The sequence below is a fragment of the Klebsiella sp. EMBS2024 genome (assembly GCF_036233805.1).
GTDB classification, from domain to species: Bacteria; Pseudomonadota; Gammaproteobacteria; order Enterobacterales; family Enterobacteriaceae; genus Klebsiella; species Klebsiella pneumoniae.
Window position 1 is genome coordinate 3,321,877 of the sequence record NZ_JAZARW010000001.1, and the last position, 13,586, is coordinate 3,335,462.

The window sequence follows — 13,586 nt, forward strand, 5'->3', positions numbered from 1 at the left end:
AAGGAGAATATGGTGCATCCGGGAGGATTCGAACCTCCGACCGCTCGGTTCGTAGCCGAGTACTCTATCCAGCTGAGCTACGGATGCATCGGGATTACTGCTGTAATTCTGATATCAAATTTCGCGATTTGCCATTCTTATTAAAGAATGGTGCATCCGGGAGGATTCGAACCTCCGACCGCTCGGTTCGTAGCCGAGTACTCTATCCAGCTGAGCTACGGATGCATCGGGAAACTTGCTTTACTACGCGTCAGTGTCACAACTAACACATGCCACACTGAGTATGATGGCCTAATCGGTAGAGTGACTCGATTATGCCTCGCACTGCGGGCCGCTGCTTTCACAGCGCTCTTCTCGCTTAATTCAGAAAGAAGATGGTGCATCCGGGAGGATTCGAACCTCCGACCGCTCGGTTCGTAGCCGAGTACTCTATCCAGCTGAGCTACGGATGCAAAATGGCGGTGAGGCGGGGATTCGAACCCCGGATGCAGCTTTTGACCGCATACTCCCTTAGCAGGGGAGCGCCTTCAGCCTCTCGGCCACCTCACCACACACGCCTCTTTCGAGTGCTTCGAAGAACTTGTTTCTGCTCTTCGTCGCTGCGATGGCGCACATATTACTTTCTGGTACTTATAAGTCAAACACTTTTTCGAGACCTTTTTTCGTTTGCACACTTCGCACGCAATTCGCGTGCAAAAACGGCAAAAAGGGCAATTTATCAACAGGAAATCAGCCCTGACGCTGGCATAACGCCAAACGACCAAAGCGGCAAAGGGTAATGAAAAGCGGTATGGCGCAGGGGGAAAAAAAGAAAAAGGGAAAAAGCGGCGGTAAGTGATGCGCCTCACTGCACAGCGAGGCGCGGAAACCTTAGTAACTGGACTGCTGGGATTTTTCAGCCTGAATACGCTGGTAGATCTCTTCACGGTGAACAGACACTTCTTTAGGGGCGTTTACGCCAATACGAACCTGGTTACCCTTCACCCCTAAAACTGTCACAGTGACCTCATCTCCAATCATGAGGGTCTCACCAACTCGACGAGTCAGAATCAGCATTCTTTGCTCCTTGAAAGATTAAAAGAGTCGGGTCTCTCGTATCCCGGCATTATCCATCATATAACGCCAAAAAGTAAGCGATGACAAATACCTTAGGGTATAAGCAGTCATGGCATCACATTCTGTTAAACCTAAGTTTAGCCGATATACACAATTTCAACCCGACTTTATCGTTATCAGTGTTTCTGACGCAAGGTGCCGTAACCCTCTGGTTATGGCACCTATACCCGTCATACTTCAAGTTGCATGCGTGTTGGCTTTCCTCGCTCACCCCAGTCACTTACTTGAGTAAGCTCCTGGGGATTCGCTGCGTCGCCGCCTTCCTGCAACTCGAATTATTTAGGGTAAATGCGTTTATAGTTATTACAGTTTTGCGCTGACCCAGCCTTTCACACTGGCTAACGCTGCAGGGAGAGCAGACGCATCGGTACCACCGGCCTGCGCCATATCCGGACGACCGCCCCCTTTACCGCCCACCTGCTGGGCGACCATACCAACCAGCTCCCCTGCTTTCACGCGGTCTGTCACATCCTTAGACACACCTGCAATCAGAGAAACCTTACCATCCGCTACCGTAGCTAATACAACGATCGTCGAACCGAGCTGGTTCTTCAGATCGTCAACCATGGTACGCAGCATTTTCGGCTCAACGCCGGTCAGTTCGCTGACCAGCAGCTTAATGCCGTTAATCTCTTCCGCTTTGCTGGAGAGGTTTGCGCTCTCCTGCGCCGCAGCCTGCTCTTTCAGCTGCTGCAGCTCTTTTTCCAGCTGACGGGTACGCTCCAGCGCGGCGCGAACCTTCTCGCCGAGATTGTGGCTGTCACCCTTCAGCAGCTGAGCGATATCATTGAGCTGATCGCTCTGCGCATGCAGGATGGCCATCGCGCCTTCGCCAGTCACCGCTTCGATACGGCGCACGCCAGCAGCGGTGCCGGACTCTGACGTGATGCGGAACAGGCCGATATCGCCGGTACGCGCCGCGTGAGTCCCGCCGCACAGCTCCGTGGAGAAGTCGCCCATCCGCAGAACGCGCACGCGATCGTCGTATTTCTCGCCAAACAGCGCCATGGCGCCGGATGCGCGCGCGGCATCGATATCCATAATGTTGGTTTCGATAGCCAGGTTACGACGGATCTGCGCGTTGACCAGGTCTTCCACCGCACGAATTTCTTCCGGCTTCATCGCTTCAAAATGCGAGAAGTCAAAGCGCAGCGCTTTATCATTGACCAGCGAACCTTTCTGCGCCACATGGGTGCCGAGCACCTGGCGCAGCGCCGCGTGCATCAGGTGCGTCGCGGAGTGGTTGAGACGGATACGCTGACGGCGAGCCTCATCTACGTCGGCCTGCACCGCGTCACCCACTTTCAGTGAGCCGCTGGCGACTTTACCGATATGACCAATAGCCTGGCCGTACTTCTGCGTGTCGCTGACTGCGAAGGAGAAGCCCGCGCCTTTTAATTCGCCTTTATCGCCCACCTGGCCGCCGGACTCCGCATAGAACGGGGTCTGGTCAAGGATCACCACCGCTTCCTGGCCAGCGCTAACGCTATCCACCGCTTTGCCGTCGATAAACAGGGCGGTAACCTTGCCGTTCAGCTCCAGATGATCGTAGCCTTTAAATTCAGAGGCGCCGTCAACGCGGATCATCGCATTATAGTCGGCGCCGAAACCGCTGGACTCGCGCGCGCGGCGGCGCTGCTCTTCCATCGCGGCTTCAAAACCAGCTTCATCAACCTTGATGTTGCGCTCGCGGCACACATCGGCGGTCAGGTCGACCGGGAAGCCGTAGGTGTCGTACAGACGGAAGGCGGTTTCGCCGTCCAGGGTGTCGCCTTTCAGCTTCGACAGCTCCTCATCCAGCAGCGCCAGGCCGCGCTCGAGGGTGCGGGCAAACTGCTCTTCTTCGGTTTTCAGCACCTGCTCAACCTGAGCCTGCTGCTGCTTCAGCTCGTCGCCGGCGGAGCCCATCACATCGATCAGCGGGGCAACCAGTTTCCAGAAGAAGGTGTCCTTCGCGCCCAGCATGTTGCCGTGACGGATCGCGCGGCGAATGATACGACGCAGCACGTAGCCGCGGTTTTCATTCGACGGGATCACGCCGTCGGCAACCAGGAAGGCGCAGGAGCGAATGTGGTCGGCGATAACGCGCAGTGACTTGTTCGTCAGATCGGTCGCGCCGGTGACTTTCGCCACGCTGGCGATCAGATCGCGGAACAGGTCGATGTCATAGTTGGAGTTAACGTGCTGCAGCACCGCGGCAATACGCTCCAGACCCATACCGGTGTCGACGGACGGCTTCGGCAGCGGCTCCATGGTACCGTCAGCCTGACGGTTGAACTGCATGAAGACGATGTTCCAAATCTCAATGTAACGGTCGCCATCTTCTTCCGGGCTTCCCGGAGGGCCGCCCCAGATGTGATCGCCGTGGTCAAAGAAGATTTCGGTGCACGGGCCGCACGGACCGGTGTCGCCCATCTGCCAGAAGTTGTCAGAAGCAAACGGCGCGCCTTTGTTGTCGCCGATGCGGATAATACGCTCGCGCGGAACGCCTACTTCATTGGCCCAGATGTCGAAAGCTTCGTCATCGGTCTCGTAAACGGTAACCCACAGTTTTTCTTTCGGCAGCGCGAACCAGTTCTCACCGGTCAGCAGTTCCCACGCGTATTTGATGGCATCCTGCTTGAAGTAATCGCCAAAGCTGAAGTTGCCCAGCATTTCAAAAAAGGTGTGGTGACGCGCGGTGTAACCGACGTTTTCCAGATCGTTGTGTTTACCACCCGCACGCACGCAACGCTGTGCGGTGGTCGCACGCGAATAATTACGTTTGTCGAGACCAAGGAAGACATCCTTGAACTGGTTCATCCCTGCATTGGTAAACAGCAGGGTCGGATCGTTGTGCGGCACCAGGGAGCTGCTGGCAACTACCTGATGTCCCTTGCTATGGAAAAAGTCGAGAAACGCCTGACGGATCTCAGCGGTGCTCTTGCTCATAATTATCCTGAAATCAAGCTACACGTCATCCTTCAAGTCGCCTCTGTCCTGGCTGCGCTTGCTCTTCCGGCACCGAACTGACGTACGTTGCGAAAGAGAGTCTCTCTTGCCGCCCTGATGCAGCTTGAATGATTTTGTGTAAAGGAATAATCGCCCAGGCCGCTGCCTGCACAGTCACAACCAGCGGCCCGACGGAATAAAGTGGGAATAAGATAAGTTTTCTTTACGGCGAAGTAAAATCCCGGATGGGTCAATCTGCAAAATTTCGCCAGATTTCCTGGATATCTTCCATCAGGTAGCCGCGGTAAAGCAGGAATCGCTGAACTTTCACTTTTTCAGTAAAGGCGGAAGGTAACGGTTCGCCGTATTTACGCTGTGCCTGCTCCCTGGCAAGGCTCACCCAGTCGATATCGCATTCGCGCATCGCCTGGTCAACGACCTGGCGCGCAATGCCTTTCTGGCTGAGCTCCTGGCGAATGCGCGCCGGACCATAGCCTTTGCGGCTCCGGCTGGCGATGAACTGGCCGACGAAGCGGTTGTCGTCAAGGTAGCGGTTTTCGATACACCAGGCGACAACCTGCTCCAGCTCGTCGGGGGTGACGTCCAGCGCCTCAGGACCGTTTTTGCTTATCACCGGAGCGACCAGCTTGCGTCGCAGTTCCTGCTCGCTGTGGTCGCGCATCGCCAGAATGCGGATAGCACGGTCCAGCAGGCGGGCGTAGCCGGAGCGGCGTGATGAAGGATCAGTCACAGGCACCTCGATAATCTCACAAAGCAAAAGGGCTGCCTAAGCAGCCCTGTCAGTCTTGCAGACGATATCAGAAATCCTGTTCGGTTTCTTCTGCGTCGTTGCCGTCAACAACGAAGTCTGGCTTCGCATCCTGATTGTTGAGCAGCAGTTCGCGCACTTTCTTCTCAATCTCTTTCGCCGCCGCCGGGTTCTCTTTCAGCCAGGTGATCGCGTTCGCTTTACCCTGACCGATTTTGTCGCCGTTGTAGCTATACCAGGCACCCGCTTTCTCAATCAGCTTCTCTTTCACGCCGAGGTCTACCAGCTCGCCGTAGAAGTTGATGCCTTCGCCGTAGAGGATTTGGAATTCGGCCTGTTTAAACGGCGCGGCAATCTTGTTTTTCACCACTTTGACGCGGGTTTCGCTGCCGACGACGTTGTCGCCCTCTTTCACCGCGCCGATGCGGCGAATGTCCAGACGCACAGAGGCGTAGAACTTCAGCGCGTTACCACCGGTAGTGGTTTCCGGGTTACCGAACATCACGCCAATTTTCATACGGATCTGGTTGATAAAGATCAGCAGCGTGTTGGACTGCTTCAGGTTACCCGCCAGCTTACGCATCGCCTGGCTCATCATACGCGCCGCAAGGCCCATGTGAGAGTCGCCGATTTCGCCTTCGATTTCCGCTTTCGGCGTCAACGCCGCGACGGAGTCGACGACGATAACATCAACCGCACCAGAGCGCGCCAGCGCGTCACAGATCTCCAGCGCCTGCTCGCCGGTGTCCGGCTGAGAACACAGCAGGTTGTCGATATCGACGCCCAGTTTGCGTGCATAGACAGGATCCAGCGCATGTTCAGCATCGATGAACGCACAGGTTTTACCTTCACGCTGCGCTGCGGCGATAACCTGCAGCGTCAGGGTGGTTTTACCGGAGGATTCCGGACCGTAGATCTCGACGATACNGCCCATTGGCAGACCGCCAGCGCCCAGCGCGATATCCAGAGAAAGCGAGCCGGTGGAGATGGTTTCCACATCCATGGTGCGGTCTTCACCCAGGCGCATGATGGAGCCTTTACCGAATTGCTTTTCGATCTGGCCCAGTGCAGCCGCCAACGCTTTCTGTTTGTTTTCGTCGATCGCCATTGTTACTCCTAATCATGCAGGGTAAAGCGTGTTCGCTTCGCCGTTAATATTTGTTCAGTTGAGGCAATTATACTGTATGGTCATACAGTATCAAGTGTTTTGTAGAAATTGTTGCCAGAGCAGATTTAGCGCATAGGCCGTCGCCTGACGACGCACCGCTTCGCGGTCTCCGGCAAAGCATTCCCGCCGCGTCACCCCTTGCCCGCTCACGCTGGCGACGCCGAACCATACCGTGCCGACCGGCTTTTCGACGCTGCCGCCATCCGGCCCGGCGACGCCGCTAACGGAGATGGCATAATCCGCACGCGCCGCGCGCAGCGCGCCAATCGCCATCTCCACCACCACCGGTTCGCTTACCGCGCCGTTGTCGCGCAGCGTCGCTTCGCTGACGCCGATCATTTGCGATTTAGCTTCGTTGCTGTAGGTGACAAAGCCGCGTTCAAACCACGCCGAGCTGCCGGCAATATCGGTGATCGCTTTCGCAATCCAGCCGCCGGTACAGGATTCCGCCGTGGTCACCGTCGCCCCACGCGCCTTCAGCGCCCGGCCAATCTTCTCGCTTAGCTGCATTAATTCTGAATCGGTCATTATCGCCCCGCTTTGCTCCGGATAAAGAGGCCATCAAAGATAGCACTTTCGACAGAGATTTGGGGATGAAGTGGCGATTTTACGAGGGGGGATCCAGAAATGGGTCGTCCTGTGATAACCAGGACGACCAGACAACCTGTTACTTCATGCTGTTAGCGATAAGCTCAACGTTGTGACGCATCATTTTGACGTAACTATCGGCGACGCCGCCCGGCTTAGATAGCGCTTCCGGATAGAGTTCGCCCCCCGGCTGCGCGCCGGTGGCGCTGGCAATCTGCTTCACCAGCCGCGGGTCAAGCTGGTTCTCCATAAACCAGGTATGGACGCCATCCGCTTTGATTTGCTTAATCAGCGCCGCCACCTGCGCCGCGCTAGCCTCGCTCTCTGAAGAGAGCCCCTGTGGCGCGAGGAAGGTCACGTGGTAAGCCCGGCCAAAATAGCCGAAAGCGTCATGGCTGGTCAGGACCTTGCGCTTGGCCAGCGGAATGGCGCTGAACTGCGCTTTCGCCCAGCCGTCGAGAGACGTCAGCTGGTCGATATAGCGCTTGCCGCTGCTGGTCAACGCCGCTTTATCTTCCGGGTCGGCTTTCACCAGACCTTCGAGGATATTCTGCGCATACAATGCGCCGTTCGCTGCGCTGTTCCAGGCGTGGGGATCGGTCACCGTTTTACCCTCTTCATCAAGGGTATGGGTCTTGACGCCTTTCGATGCCACCACCAGCTCGCCCTTAAAACCAGAGGCCTTAATCAGGCGATCCAGCCACCCTTCCAGCCCCAGGCCGTTAACCACCACCACGTCGGCCTTGCTGAGCAGCGCGCTATCCTTCGGAGACGGTTCGAAGGTGTGCGGATCGCCGTCCGGACCGACCAGGGTATCCACATGGACATGCTCCCCGCCGACCTGCTGCGCTATATCACCCAACACCGAAAAACTGCTTACCACATTCAGCGTTTTCGCCATGGCCCCCTGCGCCATCAGGCCGAGGGCCAGCGCGACCACTATTGCACTACGTTTCATCATTTCCTTACCCCATCAATGTGCGCCAACCGACCAGCAGCCGGCTGCGCGTGCCAAAAAATAGCGAAACAAAAAACAGTGCGCTGGCGGTCAGCACAATAGCGGGCCCGGCGGGAAGACTAATCGCCCAGGAGAGGCTTAATCCCAGCCAGGCGCAGAGCGCGCCCATTCCCGCCGCCAGCAGCAGAATGCCCGGCAGCGTGCGCGCCCAGCAGCGCGCGGCGACCGCCGGGAGCATCATTACCCCTACCGCCATCAGCGTGCCGAGCACCTGAAACCCGGCCACCAGATTAAGCACCAGCAGCGCCAGAAAAAGCCCATGCAGCAGCGCAGGCAGCCGCCGGTGATTCACCTGCAGCCAGGCGCTGTCGAACGCCTCGCAGACCAGACCGCGGTAGCACAGCGCAATGCACAATAGCGTCAGGCTGGCGACGCCGCTGACAAACAGCGCCGCATCGCGGTCGACCGCCAGAATGGAGCCAAACAGCAGATGCAGGAGGTCCACGCTGGAACCGCGCAGCGACACCAGGGTGACGCCCAGGGCCAGCGAGCCCAGATAAAATCCGGCAAAACTGGCGTCCTCTTTTAACGGTGTCCGCCGGCTCACCCACCCGGCCACCAAGGCAACCACGATACCGGCGATGAAGCCGCCGAGGGTCATGGCCAGCAGCGACATGCCGCTCAGCAGATACCCCACCGCCACGCCGGGGAGAATGGCGTGCGACAGCGCATCGCCCATCAGGCTCATGCGCCGCAGCAGCAGGAAGACGCCCAGCATGGTGGTGCTCAGCGACAGCGCCAGACACACCACGAGGGCCCGACGCATAAAGCCGAATTCAATGAAAGGCTGAAAGAAGGTGTGCCAGATCATGCCGACCTCACATGACTGAAGGCCGGGAGCACCGCCCGGGTAGCGCCCCAGCAGGCGCGCTGGGGAGTCAGCAGCAGCGTCTCGGGGAAAAAGTCGGCCACCCGCTGGTTATCATGCAGCACCGCCAGGATGGTCTGTCCCTGCCGGTGCATCTCGAGGATCAAATCCATTAGTTCGCGACTGGTCGCTTCGTCGATACCGGTGAAGGGCTCGTCGAGCATCACCAGCGGCGCCTGCTGCACCATCACCCGGGCAAATAGCATGCGCTGAAACTGGCCGCCGGAGAGCGCTTCGATCGGCGTTTTCGCCAGGCCCGCCAGCCCGACCCGCTCCAGCACCGCGCCGATGCGTCGCCGGGTGCCGCCCCCCAGACCGCGCAGCAGCGACACGCCGGGCCATGCGCCCTGGCTTACCACATCCTGCACGTTGAGAGGAAACTGCGACTCGAGGGCATGGCGCTGCGCCAGCCAGCCGATCACCGGCCGTTTTCCCTGCCAGCGCAGGCGGCCACTGACCGGCGGAAGAAACCCGGCGAGGGTTTTCAGCAGCGTTGATTTTCCGCAGCCATTGAGGCCAACAATTGCCGTCAGGCTGCCGGGGCATATCATCCCGCTCAGCGGAGGGGTGATCGCTACCCCGTCATAGCCGGCGACCAACTGCTCCAGTTCAATCATGGCAGCGTCACCGCCCACCAGGTTGCTAACCATAGCGCCGCCAGCAGCACGCCTGCGATGGCCGCGCGCGTCGCGGCGGATGCCATAAAAATCGATGTGAACATACCCCTGCCTCAACTTGATGTTATAACATAACAATAACGAAGCGAAGAAAGAATGTAAATCAGCGTCAGTCAGCGGAAATGTAACAAAGGTCAACAAGAGGCATGGAGACGGGAAAAACGGGGGGATAAGCGCGGCCTCCTCGGCGTCATCCCCCGGTCGCGCTGCGCTTCCCGGGGCTAGCAACCGGATACCAGACCGTAGCCCGGATAAGGCGCTACGCGCCGCTATCCGGGGAGGATNNNGAAATTGTCAGCCGGATGAAAGGATTAATAACCGCCGCGGGCCTGCGCAACCGCCAGACCCAGCTGCCAGACGGCCATCGCGTAGTGGGTGCTGTGGTTGTAGCGGGTGATGGTGTAGAAGTTCGGCAGCCCGTACCAGTACTCATAGCCGGTGCCGACGTCCAGCCGCAGCAGGCTGGCCTGCTGATGGTTACCCAGCGGCTGGGTCGGGGTCAGCCCTGCGGCCGCCAGCTGCGAAACGCTGTATTTAGTCTNGAAACCATTCTCCAGCCCCGGGGCCTGCCCCAGGGCCTGCACCGCCACCAGATCGCCGCTCACCCAGCCATGCTGTTTGAAGTAGTTGGCCACGCTGCCGATAGCATCCACCGGGTCCCACAGGTTGATATGTCCGTCACCGTTAAAATCGACCGCATACTGCTTATAGGAGGACGGCATAAACTGACCGTAGCCCATCGCCCCGGCGAAAGAGCCTTTCAGATCCAGCGGGTCGTCGCTTTCGCTGCGCGCCATTAGCAGGAAAGTTTCCAGCTCCGACGAGAAGTATTCGGCGCGGCGCGGGTAGCTAAACGACAGCGTCGCCAGCGCGTCGAGGATCCGGGTTTTGCCCATCACCCGGCCCCAGCGAGTCTCCACGCCGATAATGCCGACGATGATTTCCGGCGGCACGCCGTAAACCTGATAAGCGCGGTTAAGCGCGTCCTGATACTGATTCCAGAACACCACGCCGTTCTGCACATTATCCGGGGTAATGAACTGTTTCTTGTAGCGCAGCCAGGCGCCGGTCGGCCCGGTTGGCGGCAGGCCGGTCGGCGCCTGACGATCCATCAGCCGCAGGACGTAATCCAGGCGCTTTGCCTGCGACAGGATCTCCTGCAGCTGCTGCCTGTCGAAGCCGTGCTTCGCCACCATCTTATCGATAAACTGCGCCGCCGCCGGGTTGTTGGCGAAGTCGCCGCCCATCTGCATCACGTTATGCTGCGGTTCCAGCAAAAAGCCGCCGGTTCCACTCGCCATCTCCGTTTCCGCGGGGGTCTTGGGTTTGCTGCTGCAGGCAGCGAGGAGCACACAAAGGGGAAGTAAAGCCAGATAGCGACGCTTCAACATGGGAATTCCGTTTAACAAATTCAGCAAGGGATAATTATGGTAAAGCATGCGACGACCAACAAGAAAGCGACAATCTGTTTGTAGACAAAATAGTCCTTCAACTGCTCCTCCCCTCCGTGCTTTCATGCCCTGCAACATTTCATCTCGCCCGCATCATCTTTCAAAATAAAATATTTATCTTTCATTTTGCGATCCATTTAACACTTTTAAACCTTTCAAAATGATTAAAATCAGCCTGCGATTAGCAAGAAAAATAACATGCTGAAGGAGAGAACAATGATTGACGTCGTGACCCACGGCGCGGAGTGGTTTATCGGCCTGTTTCAGAAAGGCGGCGAGGTATTTACCGGCATGGTGACCGGGATCCTCCCCTTGCTGATCAGCCTGCTGGTGATCATGAACGCGCTGATCAACTTTATCGGCCAGCAGCGGATCGAGAAGCTGGCGCAGCGCTGCGCAGGAAACCCAATCTCCCGCTACCTGCTGCTACCCTGCATCGGCACCTTCGTGTTTTGTAACCCAATGACGTTAAGCCTCGGCCGGTTTATGCCAGAGAAGTACAAGCCCAGCTATTACGCGGCGGCGTCGTATAGCTGCCACTCAATGAACGGGCTGTTTCCACATATCAACCCCGGCGAGCTGTTCGTCTATCTCGGCATCGCCAACGGCCTCACTACCCTCGGCCTACCGCTCGGTCCGCTGGCGGTGAGCTACCTGCTGGTCGGGCTGGTGACTAACTTCTTCCGCGGCTGGGTCACCGACCTGACCACCTCGATTTTCGAGAGAAAAATGGCGATTCAGCTTTCCCAGAAAGTGCATCTGTCAGGAGCGACATCATGACCCGTATTCGTATAGAGAAAGGCACCGGCGGCTGGGGCGGCCCGCTTGAGCTCGACGCCGTCGAAGGCAAAAAGATCGTCTATATCACCGCCGGCACCCGCCCGGCGATCGTTGACCGCATCGCCAGTCTGACCGGCTGGCAGCCGGTGGACGGGTTTAAAGAGGGAGAACCAGCGGAAAGCGAGATCGGCGTGGCGATTATCGACTGCGGGGGCACCCTGCGCTGCGGGCTCTATCCTAAACGCCGCATCCCGACGGTGAATATCCATGCCACCGGCAAATCAGGGCCGCTGGCCCAGTACATCACGGAAGATATTTATGTCTCCGGCGTCAAAGAGGACAACATCCAGTGCATCGCTCCCGACAGCGCAGGGGTTTCCGAGCCGCCGGCGGAAAACAAGAGCGCGGGTCGCGATTACGACACCAGCAAGAAGATTACTGAACAGAGCGATGGCCTGCTGGCGAAGGTCGGGATGGGCATGGGTTCGGTGGTGGCGGTGCTGTTCCAGGCCGGGCGCGACACCATTGATACGGTGCTGAAAACCATTCTGCCGTTTATGGCTTTCGTCTCGGCGCTGATCGGCATCATCATGGCCTCCGGCATCGGCGACTGGATCGCCCACGGCCTGGCGCCGCTCGCCAGCCATCCGCTGGGGCTGGTAACCCTGGCGCTGATTTGCTCTTTCCCGCTGCTGTCGCCGTTTCTCGGCCCCGGCGCGGTTATTGCCCAGGTGATCGGCGTGCTGATCGGCGTTCAAATCGGCCTCGGCAACATTCCGCCGCACCTCGCCCTGCCCGCCCTATTCGCCATTAACGCCCAGGCCGCCTGCGATTTTATTCCGGTAGGCCTGTCGCTAGCCGAAGCCCGCCAGGATACCGTGCGCGTCGGCGTGCCGTCGGTGCTGGTCAGCCGCTTTCTGACCGGCGCACCAACGGTGCTGATCGCGTGGTTCGTTTCCGGATTTATTTACCAGTAAGAGGTTCCTGCAGATGACTGTGATTTACCAGACCACCATTACGCACATCGGCGCCTGCGCGACGATGGCGCTGGAAGAGCAAATGCTGATCACCTTCCGCGAGGGCGCCCCGGCGGATATCGAAGAGTACTGCTTTATTCACAACCACGGCGAGCTTGCTGGCACGCTGCAGCCGGGGGCAGAGCTGCAGCTTGGCGAACAGCGCTACCCGGTGACCGCCGTCGGCGAGGTCGCTGAACAAAACCTGCGCGAGCTGGGCCACATCACCCTGCGCTTTGACGGCCATCGTGAAGCGGAGTTCCCAGGTACCGTCCATGTGGCGGGCCCGGTGCCGGACGCCATCGCGCCCGGCTGCGTACTGAAGTTTGTTGCTTAAAAGGAGAGAGAGATGAATCAGGTTGCTGTTGTCATTGGCGGTGGACAAACCTTAGGAGAGTTTCTGTGCCGCGGGCTGGCCGCCGAGGGCTACCGCGTGGCGGTGGTCGATATTCAGAGCGAAAAAGCCAGCCGCGTCGCCCAGGAGATTAACGCTGAGTATGGCGAAGGTATGGCGTACGGCTTCGGCGCCGACGCCACCAGCGAGGCCAGCGTCACCGCCCTGGCCCACGGGGTGGATGAGATTTTTTCGCGCGTCGACCTGCTGGTGTACAGCGCCGGGATCGCCAAGGCGGCGTTTATTAGCGACTTCGCGCTGGGGGATTTCGACCGCTCGCTGCAGGTCAATCTGGTGGGCTATTTTCTCTGCGCCCGCGAGTTCTCGCGGTTGATGATCCGCGACGGCATTAAGGGGCGGATCATTCAGATCAACTCGAAATCCGGCAAAGTCGGCAGTAAGCACAACTCCGGCTACAGCGCGGCGAAGTTCGGCGGCGTCGGGCTGACCCAGTCGCTGGCGCTGGATCTGGCGGAATATGGCATTACCGTGCATTCGCTGATGCTCGGCAATCTGCTGAAGTCGCCGATGTTCCAGTCGCTGCTGCCACAGTATGCCACCAAGCTCGGTATCGATGAGAGCGAAGTCGAGCAGTACTACATCGACAAGGTGCCGCTGAAGCGCGGCTGCGAATATCAGGATGTGCTGAACGTATTGATGTTTTACGCTAGCCCACAGGCGTCGTACTGCACCGGGCAGTCGATCAACGTCACCGGCGGCCAGGTGATGTTTTAACAGGTTCCCGGATGGCGCTGCGCTTATCCGGGCTACAAAACTGTAGGTCGGGTAAGGCGTTAGCCGCCACCCGAC

General features: G+C 58.4%; 13 protein-coding genes and 4 tRNA genes. 4 read left to right on the top strand and 13 right to left on the bottom strand.

The features are described 5' to 3' along the window. Nucleotides 1-10 precede the first annotated feature (10 nt). From VZP09_RS15195 to mltB, 13 genes are all read right to left on the bottom strand, one after another. A tRNA-Arg gene (locus VZP09_RS15195) sits at nt 11-87 on the bottom strand. A gap of 61 nt (nt 88-148) precedes the next feature. Continuing rightward, nucleotides 149-225 (bottom strand) — tRNA-Arg (locus VZP09_RS15200). Between the two features lie 150 nt (nt 226-375). Then, nucleotides 376-452 (bottom strand) — tRNA-Arg (locus VZP09_RS15205). Nucleotides 453-456: 4 nt separating this feature from the next. Beyond that, nucleotides 457-549, bottom strand: a tRNA-Ser gene (locus VZP09_RS15210). 321 nt (nt 550-870) lie between these two features. Beyond that, on the bottom strand, nt 871-1,056 hold the full coding sequence (gene csrA, locus VZP09_RS15215) for a carbon storage regulator CsrA (protein ID WP_000906486.1): 186 nt from the start codon (nt 1,054-1,056) through the stop codon (nt 871-873). 363 nt (nt 1,057-1,419) lie between these two features. Continuing rightward, a complete protein-coding gene (gene alaS, locus VZP09_RS15220) occupies nt 1,420-4,047 on the bottom strand; it encodes an alanine--tRNA ligase (RefSeq protein WP_032438922.1) in 2,628 nt (875 codons plus the stop codon). Between the two features lie 250 nt (nt 4,048-4,297). After that, nucleotides 4,298-4,798, bottom strand: coding sequence for a recombination regulator RecX (recX, locus tag VZP09_RS15225; protein WP_016947581.1), 501 nt, complete (start codon nt 4,796-4,798; stop codon nt 4,298-4,300). Between the two features lie 67 nt (nt 4,799-4,865). Further along, on the bottom strand, nt 4,866-5,924 hold the full coding sequence (gene recA, locus VZP09_RS15230) for a recombinase RecA (RefSeq protein ID WP_328795254.1): 1,059 nt from the start codon (nt 5,922-5,924) through the stop codon (nt 4,866-4,868). A gap of 90 nt (nt 5,925-6,014) precedes the next feature. Further along, nucleotides 6,015-6,512, bottom strand: coding sequence for a nicotinamide-nucleotide amidase (gene pncC, locus VZP09_RS15235; RefSeq protein ID WP_002914771.1), 498 nt, complete (start codon nt 6,510-6,512; stop codon nt 6,015-6,017). Nucleotides 6,513-6,651: 139 nt separating this feature from the next. Continuing rightward, the gene (locus VZP09_RS15240; protein ID WP_038432904.1) at nt 6,652-7,530 is read right to left on the bottom strand and encodes a metal ABC transporter substrate-binding protein; all 879 of its coding nucleotides are present in this window, start codon (nt 7,528-7,530) and stop codon (nt 6,652-6,654) included. Nucleotides 7,531-7,537: 7 nt separating this feature from the next. After that, nucleotides 7,538-8,401 carry a metal ABC transporter permease gene (locus VZP09_RS15245; RefSeq protein ID WP_002914775.1) on the bottom strand — a complete coding sequence of 288 codons (864 nt, stop codon included), beginning with the start codon at nt 8,399-8,401 and terminating at the stop codon, nt 7,538-7,540. Then, nucleotides 8,398-9,108: a metal ABC transporter ATP-binding protein gene (locus VZP09_RS15250; protein ID WP_015958867.1), complete on the bottom strand. Its 711-nt coding sequence runs from the start codon at nt 9,106-9,108 to the stop codon at nt 8,398-8,400. Before VZP09_RS15250 ends, VZP09_RS15245 begins: the two co-directional genes overlap by 4 nt. A gap of 338 nt (nt 9,109-9,446) precedes the next feature. Next, complete coding sequence (mltB, locus tag VZP09_RS15255) at nt 9,447-10,526, bottom strand: lytic murein transglycosylase B (protein ID WP_328795255.1); 1,080 nt, start codon at nt 10,524-10,526, stop codon at nt 9,447-9,449. Between the two features lie 276 nt (nt 10,527-10,802). Here mltB and srlA point away from each other — a divergent pair, with 276 nt between their 5' ends. From srlA to srlD, 4 genes are read left to right on the top strand one after another with little or no spacing between them, the layout of a single operon-like run. Further along, on the top strand, nt 10,803-11,366 hold the full coding sequence (srlA, locus tag VZP09_RS15260) for a PTS glucitol/sorbitol transporter subunit IIC (protein WP_002914812.1): 564 nt from the start codon (nt 10,803-10,805) through the stop codon (nt 11,364-11,366). Then, on the top strand, nt 11,363-12,343 hold the full coding sequence (gene srlE, locus VZP09_RS15265; protein ID WP_004890251.1) for a PTS glucitol/sorbitol transporter subunit IIB: 981 nt from the start codon (nt 11,363-11,365) through the stop codon (nt 12,341-12,343). Before srlA ends, srlE begins: the two co-directional genes overlap by 4 nt. Nucleotides 12,344-12,356: 13 nt before the next feature. Next, nucleotides 12,357-12,719, top strand: a complete 363-nt coding sequence (gene srlB / locus VZP09_RS15270) for a PTS glucitol/sorbitol transporter subunit IIA (RefSeq protein WP_004174693.1) — start codon at nt 12,357-12,359, stop codon at nt 12,717-12,719. Between the two features lie 12 nt (nt 12,720-12,731). Further along, on the top strand, nt 12,732-13,511 hold the full coding sequence (gene srlD, locus VZP09_RS15275) for a sorbitol-6-phosphate dehydrogenase (RefSeq protein WP_002914815.1): 780 nt from the start codon (nt 12,732-12,734) through the stop codon (nt 13,509-13,511). Nucleotides 13,512-13,586 lie beyond the last annotated feature (75 nt).